This window comes from Shewanella sp. 10N.286.52.B9, from assembly GCF_002873635.1.
Taxonomy (GTDB): domain Bacteria; phylum Pseudomonadota; class Gammaproteobacteria; order Enterobacterales; family Shewanellaceae; genus Shewanella.
Map to the genome: position 1 here is coordinate 1 of NZ_MCTY01000221.1, position 21,626 is coordinate 21,626.

General features: G+C 41.1%; 20 protein-coding genes. 15 read left to right on the plus strand and 5 right to left on the minus strand.

All coding sequences use genetic code 11. The features are described from left to right. Positions 1-41: 41 nt before the first annotated feature. Genes ccoP through ccoN form a run of 4 tightly spaced genes read right to left on the minus strand, consistent with a single transcriptional unit; the run spans position 42 to position 3,244 of the window. A complete protein-coding gene (gene ccoP / locus BCU91_RS18670) occupies positions 42-998 on the minus strand; it encodes a cytochrome-c oxidase, cbb3-type subunit III (protein WP_102532130.1) in 957 nt (318 codons plus the stop codon). Next, complete coding sequence (locus BCU91_RS18675) at positions 998-1,174, minus strand: cbb3-type cytochrome c oxidase subunit 3 (protein ID WP_102439470.1); 177 nt, start codon at positions 1,172-1,174, stop codon at positions 998-1,000. Before BCU91_RS18675 ends, ccoP begins: the two co-directional genes overlap by 1 nt. A gap of 10 nt (positions 1,175-1,184) precedes the next feature. After that, on the minus strand, positions 1,185-1,799 hold the full coding sequence (gene ccoO, locus BCU91_RS18680) for a cytochrome-c oxidase, cbb3-type subunit II (RefSeq protein ID WP_102439469.1): 615 nt from the start codon (positions 1,797-1,799) through the stop codon (positions 1,185-1,187). An 11-nt stretch (positions 1,800-1,810) separates the two neighbouring features. Next, positions 1,811-3,244 (minus strand): cytochrome-c oxidase, cbb3-type subunit I, encoded by a 1,434-nt coding sequence (gene ccoN, locus BCU91_RS18685; RefSeq protein ID WP_102439468.1) that lies wholly within the window; start codon positions 3,242-3,244, stop codon positions 1,811-1,813. Between the two features lie 271 nt (positions 3,245-3,515). Here ccoN and BCU91_RS18690 point away from each other — a divergent pair, with 271 nt between their 5' ends. Then, a complete protein-coding gene (locus tag BCU91_RS18690; protein ID WP_102476786.1) occupies positions 3,516-3,974 on the plus strand; it encodes a hypothetical protein in 459 nt (152 codons plus the stop codon). A gap of 78 nt (positions 3,975-4,052) precedes the next feature. Then, positions 4,053-4,265 (plus strand): hypothetical protein, encoded by a 213-nt coding sequence (locus BCU91_RS18695; protein WP_102439466.1) that lies wholly within the window; start codon positions 4,053-4,055, stop codon positions 4,263-4,265. Positions 4,266-4,484: 219 nt separating this feature from the next. Here the strand turns inward: BCU91_RS18695 and BCU91_RS18700 are convergent, their stop codons facing one another. Next, complete coding sequence (locus BCU91_RS18700) at positions 4,485-5,384, minus strand: LysR family transcriptional regulator (protein ID WP_102520578.1); 900 nt, start codon at positions 5,382-5,384, stop codon at positions 4,485-4,487. Positions 5,385-5,707: 323 nt separating this feature from the next. On the opposite strand from BCU91_RS18700, the gene BCU91_RS18705 reads away from it, so the two are divergent. The 13 genes from BCU91_RS18705 (at position 5,708) to BCU91_RS18765 (ending at position 21,464) form a co-directional block, all read left to right on the plus strand. Beyond that, positions 5,708-6,442, plus strand: a complete 735-nt coding sequence (locus BCU91_RS18705; protein ID WP_102532131.1) for a histidine phosphatase family protein — start codon at positions 5,708-5,710, stop codon at positions 6,440-6,442. Between the two features lie 39 nt (positions 6,443-6,481). Then, positions 6,482-7,252 carry an SDR family oxidoreductase gene (locus BCU91_RS18710; RefSeq protein WP_102532132.1) on the plus strand — a complete coding sequence of 257 codons (771 nt, stop codon included), beginning with the start codon at positions 6,482-6,484 and terminating at the stop codon, positions 7,250-7,252. Positions 7,253-7,349: 97 nt separating this feature from the next. Then, positions 7,350-8,528 (plus strand): NADH:flavin oxidoreductase, encoded by a 1,179-nt coding sequence (locus tag BCU91_RS18715; protein ID WP_241904119.1) that lies wholly within the window; start codon positions 7,350-7,352, stop codon positions 8,526-8,528. A 78-nt stretch (positions 8,529-8,606) separates the two neighbouring features. Next, complete coding sequence (locus BCU91_RS18720; protein ID WP_102439462.1) at positions 8,607-9,818, plus strand: acyl-CoA dehydrogenase family protein; 1,212 nt, start codon at positions 8,607-8,609, stop codon at positions 9,816-9,818. 104 nt (positions 9,819-9,922) lie between these two features. Next, positions 9,923-10,954, plus strand: a complete 1,032-nt coding sequence (locus BCU91_RS18725) for a phosphotransferase family protein (protein WP_102532133.1) — start codon at positions 9,923-9,925, stop codon at positions 10,952-10,954. 54 nt (positions 10,955-11,008) lie between these two features. After that, complete coding sequence (locus BCU91_RS18730; protein ID WP_102532134.1) at positions 11,009-11,770, plus strand: SDR family oxidoreductase; 762 nt, start codon at positions 11,009-11,011, stop codon at positions 11,768-11,770. Positions 11,771-11,865: 95 nt separating this feature from the next. Continuing rightward, positions 11,866-13,671: an acyl-CoA dehydrogenase gene (locus BCU91_RS18735; protein WP_102532135.1), complete on the plus strand. Its 1,806-nt coding sequence runs from the start codon at positions 11,866-11,868 to the stop codon at positions 13,669-13,671. 272 nt (positions 13,672-13,943) lie between these two features. Continuing rightward, on the plus strand, positions 13,944-14,405 hold the full coding sequence (locus tag BCU91_RS18740) for a MaoC family dehydratase (protein WP_102532136.1): 462 nt from the start codon (positions 13,944-13,946) through the stop codon (positions 14,403-14,405). Between the two features lie 55 nt (positions 14,406-14,460). Further along, entirely contained in the window at positions 14,461-15,378 is a 918-nt protein-coding gene (locus BCU91_RS18745) for an SDR family NAD(P)-dependent oxidoreductase (RefSeq protein ID WP_102532137.1), read from the plus strand. A 117-nt stretch (positions 15,379-15,495) separates the two neighbouring features. Further along, positions 15,496-16,677: an acetyl-CoA C-acyltransferase gene (locus BCU91_RS18750; protein WP_102532138.1), complete on the plus strand. Its 1,182-nt coding sequence runs from the start codon at positions 15,496-15,498 to the stop codon at positions 16,675-16,677. Positions 16,678-16,709: 32 nt separating this feature from the next. Next, on the plus strand, positions 16,710-18,368 hold the full coding sequence (locus BCU91_RS18755) for an AMP-binding protein (protein ID WP_102532139.1): 1,659 nt from the start codon (positions 16,710-16,712) through the stop codon (positions 18,366-18,368). A 243-nt stretch (positions 18,369-18,611) separates the two neighbouring features. Continuing rightward, positions 18,612-19,271 carry a hypothetical protein gene (locus BCU91_RS18760; protein WP_241904120.1) on the plus strand — a complete coding sequence of 220 codons (660 nt, stop codon included), beginning with the start codon at positions 18,612-18,614 and terminating at the stop codon, positions 19,269-19,271. A 90-nt stretch (positions 19,272-19,361) separates the two neighbouring features. Next, positions 19,362-21,464 (plus strand): molybdopterin-dependent oxidoreductase, encoded by a 2,103-nt coding sequence (locus BCU91_RS18765; protein ID WP_102532140.1) that lies wholly within the window; start codon positions 19,362-19,364, stop codon positions 21,462-21,464. Positions 21,465-21,626 lie beyond the last annotated feature (162 nt).

Consider the following 21,626-nt stretch of genomic DNA (forward strand, 5'->3'; position numbering starts at 1 on the left):
GGCCTCGTTTAAACGAGGCCTTTTTTGTTATCAAGCTGTAACTATTTGTTTGATAAGCTATAAACGTATGCAGATACTACATGAACTTTTTCTTCACCTAGGATATCTTTCCACGCTGGCATAACACCTGAACGACCATTTGCAATTGATTGCATAACTTGTAAACGCCTTCCGCCATATAACCAAGCATCATCAGTTAAATTAGGTGCGCCCATAAACTTATTACCAGTGCCATCCATACCATGACAAGCAAAACAGCCTTTCATGAATGAACCTTGACCTTGAGCTGCTAACGTAGCGTCATGATCACGTCCTGATAGTTTAAACACGTATTCAGCTAAGCCACGAATTTCACTATCTTCGATGGGTAATCCGCCTTTAGGAGGCATCATGCCGTTACGACCATTCATCAGCGTTGTCTTAATAGTTGCAGGATCGCCACCATATAACCAATTACCATCGGTTAAATCTGGGAAGCCAACACTACCGCGAGCATCCGAACCATGACATTGAGCACAGTTTTGTAGGAATAAACGCCCACCAACTTTAAGTGCCTCTTCGTCTTTAACTAGCTCTTCAATTGGCGTAGCTAAATAAGCAGCAAAGATAGGGCCGTATTGCTTGTCAGCACTTGCGACTTCACGATCGTACTGAGAAAGGCGTTGCTCTGCAGTAGCTAACTCAACCGCTGCTTTAGACTCTTCGATTGAACGAACACTTTGGTTCGAACTTGTCCAACCAAATAGCCCTTGATAGCTGCCAAGACCGGGGTAAAGTGCTAGATAAATCAAACCAAACACGATACTGATGTAGAACATATAAGACCACCACTTTGGTAGTGGGTTATTGAGTTCTTCAATGCCGTCAAAGCTATGACCCATTGATTCCCCTTCATCAATTCCTGTGTTGTTCTTAGAGCAAGCTCTAAGCAGGAAAAAACAACCGGCGATAACTAATAATGTTGGAAAAATAATCCAAACGTTCCAAAAGATACTCATTACTTATTATCTCCTGAATTATTAGCGCGTGTCGCGATTTCTTCTTCAGAAAAAATCAGATTAGCAGCTTCATCAAATTTGGCTTTGCTTTTTGAGCTATAAGCCCAATAGAAAATACCGGCAAATACCACCATAACAATAATGGTTAGAATGCCTTGTAATGTTCCATAATCCATAACTGCCTCCTTATTTCAGTGCATGACCTAAAGACTGAAGATAAGCAATTAACGCTTCAAGTTCAGTTTTGCCTTTAACAGCAGCTTCAGCACCTGCAATTTCTTCCGCGGTATACAAATTATGATCCGGGTGGAAATTACTTAAGATTTGCATTTTATTGCCCGTTAGTTTTCCATCTAATTTGGTATCTGCTAACCAAGGGTAAGCAGGCATATTAGATTGAGGCACTACACTACGTGGGTCGATTAAATGCACTTCATGCCATTTATCACTGTAACGACCGCCAACACGGGCTAAGTCAGGACCAGTACGTTTAGACCCCCACTGAAATGGGTGGTCCCAAACTGATTCGCCAGCAACAGAGTAGTGACCGTAACGTTCAGTTTCGGCACGTAAAGGACGGATCATTTGGCTGTGACAGTTGTAACAACCTTCACGGACATAAATATCACGACCTTCAATCTGCAAAGCATTGTACGGCTTTAAACCTTCAACTGGTTCAGTAGTATCTTTTTGGAAAAGCAAAGGGGTGATCTGTACTAGACCACCGAAACTAATTGCGATTACAGTAAAAATACCAAGCAGGCCGATGTTTTTTTCGATTATTTCATGATTAAATTTCATCGTTCTGCTCCTTATGCTTTGGCTTCAGCTAATGCTGGAAGGGTGTCTTTAGGGGCATTAACGGTACGCAACACGTTATACGCCATGATAAACATACCCGTTAAGAAGAACACACCACCAATAAAGCGAACAAAGTAGAACGGATAAGATGCTTCTAAGCTTTCAACAAAGCTATAAGTCAAAGTACCGTCAGAGTTAACTGCGCGCCACATTAGACCTTGCATCACACCAGAGATCCACATTGATACTATGTATAAAACTGTACCAATTGTCGCTAACCAGAAATGGACGTTAACTAGGCTAGTACTGTACATACGGCCATGACCAAATAGCACAGGAATTAAATGGTATAAAGAACCAATTGAAACCATCGCAACCCAACCAAGCGCACCAGAGTGAACGTGACCAACAGTCCAGTCAGTGTAATGAGACAGTGCGTTTACGGTTTTAATTGCCATCATTGGTCCTTCGAAGGTAGACATACCATAGAAAGATAATGAAACAACTAAGAAACGTAATACTGGATCTGTACGCAGTTTATGCCAAGCACCAGACAGTGTCATAATACCGTTAATCATACCGCCCCAAGAAGGTGCGAATAAAATTAGCGACATCACCATACCCAATGTTTGTGTCCAATCAGGTAAAGCAGTGTAATGAAGATGATGCGGACCTGCCCAGATATATAACGCAATCAATGCCCAAAAGTGAACAATTGATAAACGGTAAGAATATACCGGACGACCAGCTTGCTTAGGTACAAAGTAGTACATCATACCTAAGAAACCTGCTGTTAATAAGAAACCAACAGCGTTATGGCCATACCACCACTGCACCATGGCATCTACTGCGCCAGAATACATTGAATAGGATTTGAATAAGCTTACTGGTACCGCCATTGAGTTAACAATGTGCAATACTGCAACCGTAATGATGAAAGCACCGAAGAACCAGTTTGCAACGTAAATATGCGATGTTGTTCGTTTGATAATGGTACCAAAGAACACAATTGCATAACTCACCCAGACAATGGTAATGGCGATATCAATTGGCCACTCAAGTTCTGCATATTCTTTACCAGAGGTGAAACCCATTGGTAATGTAATTGCAGCAGAGAGGATAATGGCTTGCCATCCCCAAAACGTGAAAGCAGCTAATTTAGGTGCAAACAGTTTGGTTTGACAAGTGCGTTGTACGATATAGTAGGATGTTGCGAAAAGGGCTGAAGTACCAAACGCGAAAATCACGGCATTCGTATGTAAAGGTCGTAAACGACTATACGTTAACCATGGAGTTTCAAAGTTTAGTTGTGGCCAGATTAACTGGGCCGCAATCAATACACCAACTGCCATACCAACGATTCCCCACAATACTGTGGTTAATGCAAATTGGCGAACAACGGTGTAATTGTAATCAGCGCCTGTAGGCTGGGAATGGTTCATCATAATGCTTCCACGGCTTATTACTTTTACTTTAAAATTAGTAAAGAAAGATCTTTACCTGTTTAGGGTGACAGGTGGTTAAAAAAGTATCTGTTTTAGAGTTGCTTTTTTAATTATTGTCAAGGTGTTACCTCATGTTTTTTATAACTATCACGAGGCAATGCAATGATACTTGAGCTAAGTCAAAAAAGATATATGTGAGCTAGGTGTAAACTTGATCTAGATCAATTTCCTAAAGATAATGTTATCAATATGAATCGAGAGGTTAAAAGTTGTGCAGTTTTTAACAAAATGGATTGTTGGCTCTTTTTTTATAGTGTTTTTAGGTGGATGTAATCCTCAATCAAACACTAAAACAGTAACATCTGATGTAATAGACAGCAGTTTGTGCCAATTTCAACAAGGGGTATGTAAGTTAAATGTTAACAGTGTCGACATTATGCTGATGATTAACCCCGTTTTCACACCAAGTGAAAAACCTTTGAGTATTGATTTACACTTTTCCGTCCCTGTCACTGATGTAAAAATGCGAATCGAAGGAAGAGACATGTTTATGGGGGTAATACCGGTAAATCTTACTGCAGAAAAAAACAGTAATCCTAACCACTATAAAGGTAGTGCTATTTACGGTTCCTGTAGTAGTAATTATATGGTTTGGCGCGCGCTAGTTAACTATTCAATTGACGGAAAGCCGCAATCAACATGGTTTGATTTTTTAGCTGACAATAAATAGTCAAAGATAAAGGCTGAATCTTATTGATAATCATTCTCAATTGGTTATAATAGCCAAAAAATCAATTGAGAAAATAGTATGTCCCAATTAAACATTTCAATATCCATCGATAAACTTGCTAAGTTAATTCAATCAGGCCAATTGTGCGTTGCTGACTTTAGAAGTTTAGACACTCAAACAAAGCAACAGTTATGGCAATTATGTCTGCTCAGTTGTAAAGAACGGATACACTGCCAGCATCCTGCCGATAACCCTAACAACTTAATAGAAATGTTTTCTGAGTTAGGGTGATTTAAGCATTATGAAAACTAAAATCACCTTCTTTAAACCAAGTTAGTACTACCGACATAGTGAATGTCAAACTTCATTAGTAGATGACGAGTTGGTACCTCAAAACGTTAACAGTGCTTAACTACAGCTTGCATCAAACTTTCAAATCAAAGCCAATATTATTGATTAAGTCTAGGTTCAGTTACTGACAAGCTTTTAACGGGCCAATTAATTGTTAGTTTAGTTATTTGATGCCGCCATAATCATTTTATTACGAAGCCACTTATTAGCGGGCTCTTTATCGACATTCACATGCCAATATAAATGCACGTCAATGCCCGGCAATTCAACAGGCATCGGATAAATGTTGATATCAAACAATTCACTGTACATCTCAGCTGCTCTTCTAGGCAATGTGAGCAACATATCGTTATTGGTGATAATACGGCATGCCGAAAAAGGATGTTGGCAGCGTAATGATATTTTACGATGTAAGCCTAAGCGTGATAATTCAAAATCTTCAAGTCCTGGCCCTGTTGAGCGCGAAGACACTAAAACATGTTGAAGATGTAAATAAGTATCCAAATCTAAGCTGCTATTAATAGTAGGGTGCTCCTTGCGTGCCACCACCACCACTTGATCTAGTTCTAGTTGGGTATGCAAAATATTATTGCTAACAGGAATAAGTGCATCAATGGCTAAATCGATATCGCCACTGGCTAATTTATTTTCTAAATCACTACGCCTTACGCGTTTATTACTGCGTAGATTTATCGTCGGAGACTCTTTAGATAAACTTTGCTGTAGTGGCGGTAAATAGTAGGGTTCTAATGAACCATGCAATGACAGTGAAAAATTTTCACGGGAGGTTGACGGCTCAAACTGCCTTGATTGCACCAAACAAACCTGTAGCTGATGTAAGGCTTCACGCACATCCGCAATAACATTCTTTGCCACCGGCGTCGGTCTCATTTCATTACCTTGTCGCACAAATAAAGCATCATCAAAGTGAGCACGCAACTTACCTAAGGAATGACTGACTGCGGGTTGAGACAAATTTAGTACAGAAGCCGCTTTTGTAATATTTCCCTCACAATAAATTGCATCAAAAACCACAAACAAATTTAAATCTATTTTCATGCTGACACCATTGCATCCTTGCTAAAAATCTACATTGCTAACTTTAATCAAAAAAATTCAACCTACGCTGGTTAAAATTTATCAGCCTAACTATTTAAAATATAAATAGTAGGGTATAAGAACTATTCATTTGTTTAATCTAGGTTGCAACCTTAGCATAGTCAAGTCGATTTTAAACAGCCCGATTACAAAGGTAACTAAACCACCAGCAGTTGTTAGTCAATAAACGTGCAGGTGGTAATTAAAAGCTATAAACAAATTGAAGCATCAATAAACGTTTTTTGTTTCGCTGCTTAAAACCCAATATCACACTGAGTATTTATATGGCTGCAATATATTTGATAAGACATGGGCAAGCTTCTTTTGGAAGTGCTGATTACGATCGGCTGTCAAAAAAAGGTGAACAACAAGCACAGCTTCTTGGTGAATATTGGCGCGCAAGAGCCCAGCCAAGTAAGTTTTATTGTGGCGATCTGTTACGCCATGGGCAAACATTATCTGGATTTAATAAAGGTTATCAAACCAGCACAGTACCGATGATTATTCACTCGGGCTTTAATGAATTTGACCATGTTGATATTTTAAAAAAACACCACCCTCAATGGCAAAACTTCCCCAAGATGAGTGAAGATATCAATAAATTGCAGCACCCCAATAAAACCTTTCAAAAAGAATTTGCACTGGCGTTAGAACGCTGGATGTTCAGTGATAAACATGACGAATATAAAGAAAGCTGGCCACAGTTCAAGTTACGCTGCATCCGTGCGCTACAAAATATAATAGATCAAGAGTTGGCCACTAAACGCCAGCTTAGTGCTAATGATGACAATGCAAAAAAATCAAAAGATATATTGGTATTTACTTCCGGCGGAACAATTTCAGTCATCATTCAACATATCCTTAAATTAACCAATAAAGAATTATTGATGATAAATCAGCAGGTTAGAAATACCAGTGTTACTAAATTATTATTTTCAGAACAGATGCTAAGTATCGATTATTTAAATAATTATAGTCATTTAGAGCAAGCAGGAGAAGACTGGGTAACCTTTAGATAACGCCGCATAAAACAACTTAAAAATAGATAGGGATTAAGCATGGCAGAGATCAACTTATTTGATTTAACAGGGAAAGTAGCATTAGTCACTGGCGCGAGTCGTGGTATTGGTGAAAGTATTGCGAAACTTTTAGGCCAGTACGGCGCGCATGTTATCGTTTCAAGTCGAAAACTTGATGCGTGTAATAAAGTGGTCGATGACATTGTTATCGCTGGCGGCAGTGCAGAGGCAATTGCATGTCATATTGGTGAGATGGAACAAATAGACTCGCTGTTTGCCGCTATTACACAAAAGCATGGCAAGTTAGATATTTTAGTGAACAATGCCGCCGCTAATCCATATTTCGGCCACATTATGGATACTGATTTAAGTGCCTTTCAAAAAACTGTCGACGTTAACATTCGTGGCTATTTCTTTATGTCTACCCAAGGCGCTAAATTGATGAAGCAAAGTGTCGGTGGATCTATTGTCAATGTGGCATCCGTTAATGGCGTTATCCCGGGTGATTATCAAGGTATATATTCGATAACCAAAGCTGCGGTAATTTCAATGACGCACGCTTTTGCCAAAGAATGTGCTCAGTTTAATATTCGAGTTAATGCGTTACTACCTGGCGGCACAGATACTAAATTTGCCTCGGCATTAGTCGACAACCCTAAAATCCTCAAACAAATGATGCATCACGTGCCAATGAAACGTGTGGCGCAGCCAGACGAAATGGCCGGCACAGTATTGTATCTCGTCTCTAACGCTTCTAGCTATACCACAGGCACCGCGATTAATGTGGATGGTGGCTATTTAATCGGTTAATTAACGAGATTATGGCAAAACCGTTATTAATAGCAGTCAATTCGCATCAAATAACTAAAAACAATAACCAATAAAAACCCGTGTTAGGAAAAAAATTATGAGCAGTCAAAACAGCACTATTTCAAGCAACGGCACTATTTCTAACAACAGCACTCCGAATAACACCAATAATAGTATCGATAAACTATTTGAATCTTTCAGCAGCAAAAGTTTGTCATTAAAAAATAAAACCGTGATGGCACCAATGACACGTGCCTTTTCGCCAAACTATGTGCCTACTGCAGATGTTGCGGCTTACTATCGTCGCCGCGCAGAAGGTGATGTAGGTTTAATTATTACCGAAGGTACCTTTATTTCCCATAAAGCGGCTAACGGTTATGAAAACGTGCCCGCGATTTATGGAGAGAAGGCCCTTGCAGGCTGGAAGCATGTGGTAGATGAAGTACACGCCGCTGGCGGAAAAATTGCCCCTCAGCTTTGGCATGTGGGGTCTGTCAGAAAATTAGGCATAGGTCCAGATAAAGAAGCGCCTGCCCATAGTCCGTCTGGTTTATACAAACCTGGCGCTGAAAATGGTGTCGCTATGACTCAGGCCGATATTGATGACGTTGTTGCTTCATTTGCCCAAGCAGCATTGGATGCGAAAAATATTGGATTTGATGCTATCGAAGTGCATGGGGCACATGGTTACTTAGTTGATCAGTTTTTCTGGGAAGGCACCAACCAACGCCATGATAAATATGGTGGCTCACTTGAAAATCGCACTCGTTTCGGTGTTGAGATTGTCAAAGCCATACGTGCAGCTGTAGGTGCAGACTTTACAATTATTTTCCGATTTTCTCAGTGGAAACAACAAGATTATAGCGCCAAGCTTTGCCAAACCCCTGAGGAATTAGAAACTTTCTTATGTTTACTCAGCAATGCCGGTGTCGATATATTCCACGCAAGTACCCGACGCTTTTGGGTTGCTGAGTTTAAAGGTTCAGATCTTAATTTAGCGGGCTGGACTAAAAAGCTTACCAATAAACCCGTTATTACAGTGGGTAATGTTGGTTTAGATGCTGACTTTATCGGTGAAGGTAACGCCGATCTTTCTGGCACATCTAACCCAACGGGTATTGATGAATTACTGATCCGTTTAAATAACGATGAGTTTGACTTAGTGGGTATTGGCCGCGCTTTACTCGTTGATCCGCAGTGGGTAAATAAGATTAAGTCCAATGCGATAGACGAGATTAAACCATTTAACAAAAAATCACTGATGTCGCTTAGTTGATTGTTAACTGACGACATGACCTGCGTACTGCACTGTTTGTAATGCAAAAAATGATGTTCAGATTGAAAGGGGAATAAAATGGATTTTGAATACAGTCCTAAAGTTCAGCAGCTAATGAAACGTGTCAGCAAATTTATGGATTTACATATTTTTCCTAACGAAGCAGCAATGCATAAACAAGTTGAACTTGAACCTTGGTCAACCCCTCCTTTAATGGAAGAGCTCAAGGCAATCGCAAAAGCGGAAGGCTTATGGAATTTATTTTTACCGGTTACCTATGGCAAATATAGTGCAGGGTTAACCAACCTTGAATATGCACCGCTGGCAGAGTTAATGGGCCGAGTCATGTGGGCGCCTGAAGTATTTAACTGCGCTGCACCTGACACTGGCAATATGGAAGTATTAGCTCGTTACGGTAACGAAGCCCAAAAGAAACAATGGTTAGAACCATTACTGGAAGGCAAAATTCGTTCAGCTTTTGCGATGACAGAGCCAGAAGTCGCTTCAAGTGATGCGACCAATATTGAATTACGTATAGAACGTGACGGTAATGAATATGTCATTAATGGCCGTAAATTCTATATCAGTGGCGCATGCCGCAAGCAATGTGAAATTATGATTGTGATGGGTAAAACGGATCCAACAAATAGCAATCGCTACGTACAGCAGTCACAGGTGCTGGTACCAATGGATACCCCTGGTGTGACTTTAGTCAGGCCGATGAAGGTATTTGGTTTTGATGACTCGCCAGAAGGCCACGCTGAAGTCATGTTTGACAATGTCCGTGTACCTGTTGCAAACATTATTGTTGGTGAGGGCAAAGGTTTTGAAATCGCTCAAGGTCGCTTAGGCCCTGGGCGGATACATCATTGCATGCGCTCAGTTGGCATCGCCCAGCGGGCTTTAGATTTAATGTGTAAACGTGTCAGTGAACGCATTGTGTTTGGTCAGCCGATGATAAAACAACAATCGGTACGTGAAGATATTGCAAAGTCAGCCTGTCAGATTGAACAAGCGCGATTGATGACGTTAAAAGCAGCCCAAAAAATGGACACCGAAGGCAATAAAGCCGCTAAAGATTTAATCGCCATGATTAAAATTGTTGCCCCGAATATGTCCCTTGATGTCATCGACCGTGCAATCCAATGCCATGGGGCTGTGGGTGTTAGCCAAGATACATTTTTAGCTCATGCTTGGGCTGGGCAACGAACCTTACGTTTAGCTGATGGACCCGATCAGGTGCATATGATGCAACTGGGACGTGACTTAGTTAAGAAGGTAGCGAATTAACATCTGGCATCACCTGACTGTAATCAAAAGGGTGAAGTGGTTTTGATTCGCGACACTAAATTAAGTTAACTATTGACCCTAAGTGGTCTAAAAGAGAATTGCCAATGTTAGACGATAATTTAATAGACCTTAAACAATTAACTCAGTATCTAGAGCGCCATATTGCGGGTTTTAAGGGTCCCATTACGCTTGAAAAGTTTGCCGGTGGCCAGTCTAACCCGACGTTTAAATTGCAAGCGGCAACAGGTAACTATGTGCTGCGCAGGCAACCACCTGGCAAGTTGCTAAAGTCAGCCCATGCTGTGGATCGCGAATATAAAGTGATCAAAGCATTGCTAGATACTAAGGTGCCAGTCGCAAAGGTATATCACTTATGTGAGGACCCAAACATCATCGGCTCGATGTTCTATGTGATGGAGTATTGCGATGGCACTGTGTATTGGAGTGCATCTTTATCTGACATCGCCACGAATGAGCAACGTACAGCAATGTATGATGAAATGAACAAAGTATTGGTAGCGCTGCATAGTGTTGATGTCGAGCAGGTAGGGTTAAGTGATTATGGTAAAGCAGGTAACTATTTTGAGCGTCAATTAGCCCGTTGGACTTCTCAATACCGCCAGACTGAAATTACCCCCATTAAAGCGATGAATGATCTAAGCCAATGGCTAGAAGCGAATTTACCTAATGATGACGGTCGAAGCTGTCTAGTCCATGGCGATTTTCGCCTAGACAATATGATGTTTGCCAAAGACTCAGCCAAGGTCATTGCACTGCTTGATTGGGAATTATCAACGTTAGGCCACCCGTATGCTGATTTAGCTTATCAATGTATGCAACTAAGAATGCCTGCAGGTATGGGTAGCATCGACGGATTGAAAGGTGTCGATCGTACTAGTTTAGGTATCCCTACCGAAGAGGAATATGTAGCCCGATATTGCCAAAGAATGGGTATCGAGCGCATTGAAAATTGGGTGTTTTATCTGGCATTTAGTTTCTTCAGGTTAGCCGCTATTGCTCAAGGCGTTGCTAAACGCGCATCCCAAGGCAATGCATCAAACGAAAATGCTAATAAAGTCGGCGCATTTGTCGAACCGTTAGCAAAAATGGCCCTACAAGTAATCGCCCAAAAATAACTTGCAGCTTTCACTGCTATAACCAAATAAACCACGAATTACAGGAGTTATCTCATGGATCCATTATTAGATTTTAGCGGTAAAGTCGCCATCATAACCGGGGCGGCACAAGGTTTTGGACAACTACTTGCCCAAGAACTAGCAAATCGCGGCGCTAAACTAGTGATCAGCGATATCAATGAAGCAGGTGTTCATAAAGTGGCAGATGATATTGCGGCAACAGGCGCAGAAATTCTAGCCATGAAATGCAATGTTTCAAAAAATGACCAGTGTAAATTAATGGTAGACACTGCCATGGAGGTATTTGGTCGTGTAGATATTGGAGTCAATAACGCCGGGGTTGCCCATGAGTTTATGCCGTTTCATCAGATAGATGAATCTATTATGGATAGCCAATTTGCGGTAAACGTTAAAGGTGTGCAATTTGGCATGCGTCATCAAATACAACAAATGCTGACCCAAGGAGAAGGGGTCATTCTTAATGTCAGTTCTATGGCGGGTATTGGCGGCGCGGCATTAGGCAGTGCTTATTCAATGGCAAAACATGCGGTTATTGGCTTAACCAAAACCGCTGCGGTTGAATATGGCCGCGCCAATATACGGGTTAATGCAATTTGTCCATTCTTTACGCTAACCCCTATGGTCACCAATTTTGCAGATGCTGAGCAGCAACAAAAAATGAGCCGCGGCGCACCTATGAAACGCCTCGGTGAGCCCAAAGAAATAGTCGCGGTGATGTTGATGATGCTATCGCCAGCAAATACCTATATGACAGGCCAATGTATCGCAGTAGATGGCGGAGTATCAGCCCTTTAAAAGGCAACTTTTAGCCAGAGTGAGTTAGTCACGCTTAGGGAATCACTGTTTTACAGGATTTACAGCGAGTTTTTGACCAATAAAGAGAACAAATTATGCCAGCTAGTTTAATGAATCAACGCGATCTTGAATTTATGCTTTATGAACTGTTTGATAGTGAGGCTTTGATTACTCGTGAGCGTTACCAAGATCATGATCGACAAACATTTAATGAAGTCGTTAATACCGCTAAAGCCATTGCAGAGAAGCATTTTCTTCCCATTCGCCAAAAGTTAGATACACATCAACCGACATTTGATGGCACTAAAGTGCATCTCATACCTGAATTAAAACCTGCTATTGATGCCGTCAATGAATCAGGTATTGCTGCAGCCACCGCAGATTACGGTGTCGGTGGAATGCAACTGCCGCCAATTGTCGCCAGTGCAGCTGGCGCTTATCTTAGTGTGGCTGGGGGCGTAGGTATGGGTTACAACATGCTAACAACGGCAAACGCCAATTTACTTGAAGCCCACGGCAGTGATGAACTGATTGAAACCTGGGTTAAACCAATGCGTGAAGGTCGCTTCATGGGTACCATGGCGATGACTGAACCGGGAAGTGGCTCTGGTTTAGGGGATTTAACCACCAAAGCGATTAAAGCTGAAGATGGCAGTTATCGCATAACGGGTAATAAAATATTTATTTCGGGCGGTGATCACGATCTCAGTGAAAATATCGTCCATTTGGTGCTTGCCCGTCTCCGTGGCGCACCGCAAGGGGTAAAAGGTATTTCACTTTTTGTCGTCCCTAAATTTTTATTAAATGAAGACGGCACAATCGGTAACGATAATGAAGTGGCATTGGCAGGATTATTTCATAAAATGGGCGGCCGGGCGCAAACCTCAACGGCGCTGAGTTTTGGTGAAAAAAATGGTTCAATAGGTTACTTGGTGGGTGAAGAACATTGCGGTTTGAAATACATGTTTCACATGATGAATGAAGCCCGCATCATGGTCGGCATGAGTGGCGCTGTACTTGCTGTCGCCGGTTATCAGTACTCAGTTGATTATGCCAAAAACCGTCCACAAGGTCGTTTACCTTCTTGTAAAGACCCGTTATCCCCTATGGTCAATATTATTGAGCATGCAGATGTAAAACGTATGCTATTAGCGCAAAAGGCCATTGCAGAAGGTGCTTTATCATTAGTGTTATACGGCACCCAATTAAGTGATGACGAGAAAACAGCGCCAACCTTAGAGCAACGACAATATGCTCACACGCTATTAGACTTTTTAACCCCCATCATTAAAACCTGGCCATCTGAATATGGGCCTAAAGCCAACTCCTATGCGATTCAGGTAATGGGAGGCCATGGTTATATTAATGAGCATCCTGTGGAAATGTTCTATCGTGATAACCGTCTTAATCCGATACACGAAGGCACAACAGGCATTCAATCATTAGATTTAATGACCCGTAAAGTGCCTATGAACAAGATGCAGGGTTATATAGCAACATTGGACGAAATAACTAAAACCATTGCTGTAGCAAAAAAACACCCAAATTTAAAAGTGTTTTCGAGTCAGTTAAGTGATGCAGTAAGGTTATTAAAAATTACTACTGACTCAGTATTAACGGCAATGTCGACTGAAAATATAGACTTAGCATTAGCCAACTCAGTTAAATATCTGGAATTGTTTGGCCACATTATTATTGCATGGCTATGGTTAAAACAAGCGATAGTAGCCACAGAAGCACTCAGTAAAAAGCCGCATCAAGCAGATGAAAACTTTTATCAAGGTAAGCTGCAGGCTCAGCAATATTTTTATCGATTTGAACTACCGAAAATTGAGCACTGGTCAACCATTTTGTTAACCTCTGACAGTACAAGTTTTGATATGCAACCTGATTGGTTTTAAAGGTTGTATTGTGTATCTGGAGATTTTGAAGCTTAACTTATAAATTAATTTATAACCCCCTCAAAAGCATGATTGATTTTATCAGTCATGCTTTTTTATTATCAGGGTAAATTTTCATTCAATTTATCTTTTTAACTTCCACATCTACTATTCGCTACGGGAATGTGAAGGTATCAAAACTATTCATTTGTTTAATCTTGTTGCTCACATTAGCATGAGTTAATGCTTAATTTTTATTCATTAATTAAATGTGACAAGGGAATGACAACATAATGCCAACAGTAATTAATAGAGAAGACATTGGAAAGTATATCGGCTTTCAAGCTGAGGCTACTGATTGGCATACCATTACTCAAGAGCAAATAAACCAATTTGCAGATTGCACGCTCGATCATCAATTTATCCATGTAGATGAACAAAAAGCCAAATCGACCGCCTTCGGCAGCACCATTGCTCACGGTTTTTTATCTTTGTCTATGTTGTCTCATTTTGCCGAAGACTTCAGCGTCATCATCGATGGTTTTTATATGGGCTTAAATGCCGGTTTCGATAAAGTGCGATTTTTACAACCTGTAACGGTTAACAGTCGTGTTCGTGCTTTTGCAAAAACCTTATCTATTGAAGAGAAAAAACCAGGACAATTTAGATTATCTACCGAAGTAACAATAGAAATAGAAGGCTGTGATACACCAGCGCTGGTTGCTCAATGGATTTCAGTACAAATGGTTAAATAAAGACTTTTCTGGAACCACAATAACAAGAAAGAAATATAACAATTAGGAAATCATTATGACGATGAGTTTTGACGGAAAAGTGGCAATAGTTACTGGCGCTGGAAATGGTTTAGGGCGTTCTCACGCATTAGAGTTAGCTAAAAGAGGCGCTAAAGTGGTGGTTAACGATTTAGGCGGTGCTCGAGATGGCAGCGGCTCTTCAAGTGCAGCCTCTCAAGAAGTGGTTAGATTGATTGAGACTATGGGCGGAGAAGCCATAAGTCATGGTGCTAATGTGGCTAATTTTAACGAAGTGGAAGACATGGTGCAGCAGGCCATGGCGAAGTGGGGGCGGGTTGATATTCTTATCAACAATGCTGGTATCTTACGCGATAAATCATTTTCTAAAATGCTCCTAGATGACTTCAAGTTAGTGATGGATGTCCACGTTATGGGATCAGTGAACTGCACTAAAGCGGTTTGGGAAATCATGAAACAGCAAAATTATGGCCGTATTGTGATGACCACATCCTCAAGTGGCATGTACGGTAACTTTGGCCAGTCAAATTATGGCGCGGCGAAAATGGCGGTGTTAGGTTTGATGAATACCTTAGTACTTGAAGGCGCTAAAAATAACATTCGAATTAATGCGTTAGCGCCTACTGCAGGTACACGAATGACGGAAGATTTAATGCCAGAAGAAATTGTAAAAGCATTCGCACCTGAGGCGGTAACTGCTGGGATGCTAACCTTATGTGATGATGAAGCGCCTAATCGATTCATTTTATGTGCCGGAGCTGGCGGGTATTCTAGCGCAAGCATCTTTGAAACGGACGGGTGCTTTTTACCTCAATCTTCACAAACCCCAGAACAAGTCCGTGCTCATTGGAATGAGTTAACGGCGCAAGAAAGCCAAACAGAACTCACTTCAGGCGCCAAGCAAGGTGAGAAATTTGTTATGAAAGCAATGGCGTTTATGCAATCTCAGCACTAATTCTTAAACTAATAATTTTACATACAATCATAATAAATTTAGCGACTCAGTTTTGTTTGCTTTATACCGAACCTAACAATATAAAAACTAAAATAATTAAAATAAGAGAGGGGATTTATGAGAGAAGCCGTCATAGTTTCAGCTGCACGTTCACCGATAGGCAAAGCTTATCGGGGCGCTTTTAACGATCTTTCTGCGCCGACTTTAGCAGCTGCTACGGTCACAGCCGCCATAGAACGAGCTGGAATTGAGCCAAGTGATATTGATGACTGCATCTTTGGCGTGGTGTTAACTCAGGGCAATCAAGGAATGAATTTTGGCCGTCAGGTTGCCATGGCGGCTAATTTACCCGTTTCAGTTCCCGGAATGACAATTGATCGTCAATGTTCTTCAGGCTTATTGTCGATTTCAATCGCGGCCAACCAAATTGTCTGTGATGGTTCGCAAATCGTTGTCGCAGGGGGCTGTGAATCACTGAGTTTAGTGCAAAACGATAAAATAAATAGCTACAGGGTAGTTGATCCAAACGTAAAAGCTTATCGCCCCGCCATTTATATGCCGATGCTTGATACTGCTGAAGTAGTCGCAAAGCGTTATAACATTTCTAGAGAACAACAAGACCACTACGCTTTATTATCACAACAACGTACTGCAGCAGCGCAAGCGGCTGGAAAGTTTGATGATGAGATAGTGCCAGTAACTTGCACTAAATTAGTCATGGATAAAGAAACAGGAGGGGTTACACCGCAACAGGTAACCTTAACTAAAGATGAAGGCAATCGTCCATCAACCAATTTAGCGGGTTTATCGGGTTTAAAAGTCGTTAAAGACAATGGCTCCATAACTGGCGGTAACGCATCACAGTTATCAGATGGCGCTGCTGCAGTGGTTGTTATGGAGCGTGAACTCGCTAAAGAGCGAGGTCTTGAACCATTAGGGGTTTATCGCGGTTCAGTGGTGACAGGCTGTGAACCCGATGAAATGGGTATTGGTCCTATTTATGCCATTCCTAAATTACTCGAGCGTCACGGCTTAACCATGGATGACATCGGTTTGTGGGAAATAAACGAAGCTTTTGCTGTTCAAGTGTTGTATTGCGCAGAATACTTAAATATTCCAGAAGATCGGTTAAATGTTAATGGTGGTGCAATTTCTATCGGCCACCCGTATGGTATGAGTGGCACTCGAATGGTAATGCATGCATTAATTGAAGGTAAGCGTCGTGGGGTTAAATACGTAGTCATAAGTATGTGTATTGGTGGCGGACAAGGTGCAGCGGGCTTGTTTGAAGTGCTTTAAGGTTTAACAATAATAAATAAGAGGCAAGTATTATGGAAAAGATTTGGCTTGAAAAAAGTTATCCACCTGGGGTTGAATTTGAGATTGATCCTGATAAATACAGCTCATTAGCTGAGTTGTTTTTTAAATATACCAAGTTATATAAAGACAACACCGCCTTCGTTAATATGGATGTTGATATTAGCTATGCAGAACTTGAGCAACAGGCTACTGATTTTGCGGCCTATCTACAACAAGAGCTAGGGCTAGTAAAAGGTGATAAATTTGCCATTATGATCCCTAATTTATTGCAATATCCCATAGCCCTGTTTGGTGCGCTGATAGCTGGGCTTACTGTCGTCAATGTTAACCCGCTTTATACTCCTCGGGAACTTGAGCATCAACTCAAGGATTCTGGCGCCAAAGCTATTCTCATTCTCGAAAACTTTGCCAATGTACTACAAGCCGTTATTGATAAGACCGCTGTAGAACAAGTGATTATCACTGCTGTAGGTGACCGCTTAGGAACAATTAAAGGTGCTTTAATTAATACCGCGCTAAGACATGTAAAAAAACAAGTCCCAGAATATAACTTACCTCAAGCAATAAAATTTAATAAAGCCTTAGCTTTAGGCAGTAAATTATCTTTTACTCCAGTTGAAATTGTCGGTGCTGATTTAGCTTTTTTACAATACACCGGCGGCACGACAGGCCCATCAAAAGGGGCTATGTTAACCCACCGTAATATGGTGGCAAATATAGAGCAATCTAAAGCTGTAACTAAGAATGTTTATGAAATAGGTAAAGAAATCATGATTACGGCTTTGCCGCTTTATCATATCTTTGCACTTACATCGAACTGCCTAGCCTTTATGCCTTTTGGTGGTAAAAATATTCTAATCACCAATCCACGTGATATGGACGGCTTTGTTAAAGAGTTAGCTAAATATCCTTTTACTGCTATTACAGGGGTGAATACCTTATTCAATGGCTTATTACATACCCCAGGTTTTGACAAACTAGATTTTAGTTCTCTTAAAATGGGCTTTGGTGGCGGTATGTCAGTCCAACGGCCCGTCGCAGAACTGTGGGAAAAAGTAACTAAGACTCGCTTATTAGAAGGTTATGGATTAACAGAATGCGCCCCATTAGTCACCATGAGCCCATATAACCAACAAAGTTATAACGGTTCCATTGGCGTGCCAGCCTCGTCAACGGATATCCGCTTAGTAGGCGCCGATGGTGAAGACGTTGCCAATGGTGATCCCGGTGAAATGTGGGTTAAAGGCCCACAAGTGATGAAGGGTTATCATAATCGTCAAGATGCTACTGATGAAATCCTTATCGATGGCTGGTTAGCAACCGGCGATATTGCCACCATGGATGAAAATGGCTTTTTTACCATTGTTGACCGTAAAAAAGACATGATTATTGTCTCCGGCTTTAATGTTTTCCCTAACGAAATTGAAGAAGTACTCGTTAGCCATGAAGGCATATTAGAAGCCGCTGCTGTTGCAGCGCCAAGTGATGCAACTGGAGAAATGGTCAAAGTGTTTGTGGTTAGAAAAGATCCTGATTTAGATGAAGCCGCGGTATATGAGCACTGCACTGAATTACTGACTAATTATAAGCGCCCTAAAGAAGTCACCTTCTTAGATGAATTACCTAAAAGTAATGTCGGTAAAGTACTTAGAAAAGAGCTTCGTTCTTAGTCAATAACCTAATAGTAAGATTGCATTTGAATTTAACGTTCTAAATTTCAATACTTTAATAGCAGATTAGGGGCATAATGACCTGATCTGTTTTTAGGCGCTCTGTATCTAGCACTTAGTATACAAACAGTACTTAGCGAACTCTACTGAACAAGCTGTACTCAACAAACAGTACTCAGCAAAAACGAAACCTAGTCTCTAAGGGTGAGCAATTTTACAAATAACAATTATAGGGACAACACTATGAAATTTAAGCGACTGCACATTAATGCTCTGTCAGCTTCTATCATGCTATTTTTAGCTGGTTCAATGACTTTACAAGCTAACAACTTAGAAGATGCTGCTAATGAATTAAAAATGCATCAAGCTGCTATCAATATTGATGAAAACAGCTTTAGCTGTATCCGCGATATGACACCAGTAAGGCATTTTTATGTCGACAACATACTTGGGGATCTTGACGCAACATTGGCAGTAGCCAATGCCCCTGAGGGAGCAAAATATCCTCCAGGCTCAGTAGTACAGTTGGTTCCAACAGAAGTGATGGTTAAAGGCGAGGCAGGCACTTCACCAGTAACAGGTGATTGGGAGTTTTTTGAGTTAGAAGTCAGTGAAGATGGCTCAAAAATTATCAACCGCGGTTTTGTCGATGTGAATAATCGTTTTGGTGGCAATTGTTTTGCTTGTCATTTACCCGCTCGCGACAAGTGGGACTTTATCTGTGAATCAGATCATGGTTGTGAACCCATTCCAATCGATCACAGCATGACGGGTGCACTGCAACGCTCAGATCCTCGCTGCGGTGAAGAAGCACTCGAATCTGGCGACAGTATGGCGTTATTTAAATTAAAAACCATGGTCGTTATTGGTTCGGTTAAAAAGTGGTTTGAAGACCTTTTTTAACCACACAGCTATTAAAGAGTAAAGTGAATAAGCTTTGCTCTTTTTTATGGAAAAATTTTAAAAGCAAGATTAACCAAGTCAGGGATGAACATGAATGAAGTCAAAACCCATTACCGAAATTGTAATATTTGTGAAGCTATGTGTGGCTTGGAAATTAAATATAAAGACAAACAAATCTTATCGATAAAGGGCGATCAAAACGATCCTTTTAGTAAAGGTTACAACTGCCCCAAAGCCACCGCGTTAGAAGATTTTTATTACGACGAAGAACGTTTAAAAACCCCCATTAAACGTACTACATCAGGTTGGGTTGATATCTCATGGGAAGAGGCATTTGATGAAATAACCGAAAAATTCAAAGCGATTCAACATAAACATGGCAAAAACGCATTGGCAGTTTATTTGGGCAACCCTAATGCCCACAGCCTTGGCAATGCCATGATGCTAAAGCCATTTTCAAAGTCTTTGGGCACCATAAACCGTTTTAGCTCAGCTTCAGCAGATCAATTACCCCATCATGTAGCAGCTAACTTCATGTTTGGTGCCGGCATGTTAATCCCAGTACCAGACATTGATCGCACCGACTTTATGCTAATTGTTGGTGGCAACCCCGTGGTGTCAAACGGCAGCATGATGACAGCGCCAAATGTTATCGGACGCATGAAGGCGATTCAAAAAAGAGGTGGCAAAGTCGTTGTCGTCGATCCTAAATGTTCACGTACCGCTAAAATTGCCAATCAGCATTTTTTTATTCGCCCTGAAAAAGACGCTTTACTGCTATTTGCCTTAATTCATTGTGTGTTTGCCACTAACAAAGTGAATTTACGTCACTTAGCCGCCATGACTGATGGTGTTGAGACACTTGAATCTGTCGTAAAAGGTTATGCTCCTGAAGATGTTGCAGATTTTGTCGGTATCGATGCACAGAGTATTCGTCAGCTAGCTGCTGATATGACCGCCGCAGATTCAGCAGTTTGTTATAGCCGCATGGGCGCCTCAACTCAAACCTTTGGTGGTTTATGCCAATGGCTTACCAATGTACTGAATATCGTTACAGGTAATTTTGATCGTGCTGGTGGCGCTATGTTTCCTCAGCCTGCTTTTGATTTACTAAGAAACCACGTAAAAGGGCATAAATCATCATTTGGCCAATATCAATCTCGTGTCAGAAAGTTACCATTTTTTAACGGGGAATTCCCAGTCTCCACCTTGGCTGAAGAAATACAAACACCAGGTGAAGGTCAAATAAAGAGCTTGATTACTATTGCAGGCAATCCGGTACTGTCTGCGCCCAATGGCAAGCAATTAGCGGATGCATTTACTGAGTTGGATTACATGGTGTCGGTGGATATCTACCTTAATGAAACCACAAAATACGCCGATATTATTCTACCCGGCACCACTGGCGTTGAAAATTCGCATTTTGATATCTTCTTTAACTCTTTTTCAGTAAGGAACACGGTTAAATACTCAGCGCCATTGTTTGAAAAAAATGCTAATCAGCGTAGTGACTGGCAAATTTTAAAAGAAATATCATCACGTATGACCAATACCCCCATGGATCCTTATACCCCTGAGATGATCTTAGATAGGGAATTAACCCAAGGGCCTTATGGCGAAGAAGGTATGAGTTTACAAAAGCTGATTGATAATCCACATGGGATTGATATGGGCCCATTGATGCCGTGTATTGAGCAAAGGATTAAAACGGCTACAGGTAAAATAGACTTAGCGCCGCGAATATACCTCGATGATTTATCACGCTTAAATGCGCTGATGGCCACTGCGCCAAGAGATCAAACATATCCATTTGATTTAATTGGCCGCCGTTTAGTGAAAAGTCACAATACCTGGACGCAAAACTCGGCGCGTTTAGTTAAAGGTAAAAATCCCTGTACCTTAGAGATCCATACCCAAGATGCGCAAACCCTCGGTATTAAACAAGCACAATTGCTTAAGGTGAGTTCTCGGGTGGGTGAAATCCACATAGAAGCCGCAATTACCAATGACATTCTCCAAGGCGTGGTGTGTATGCCTCAAGGTTGGGGGCATAATCAACAAGGTACACGCATGTCAGTTGCAGCAACACAGGCGGGTGTCAGTATGAATGACTTAACGGATGCAAGTAAGGTCGACACGTTAACGGGTAATGCCGTACTTAATGGTATACCCGTTGCTATTGAACTTGCGTAACTGTAGGGGAAACATGACAGATGAAATACTTTACACCGTTATTTGTTTTTATTGCTGGTTGGATACTCTTAATATTTAGTGATACTTTGGCGACAATTGGTCTTGTTAATGGTTTGCTGCAATTACTCATGTTCACCTTGGTGGTATGTATACCTACATGGC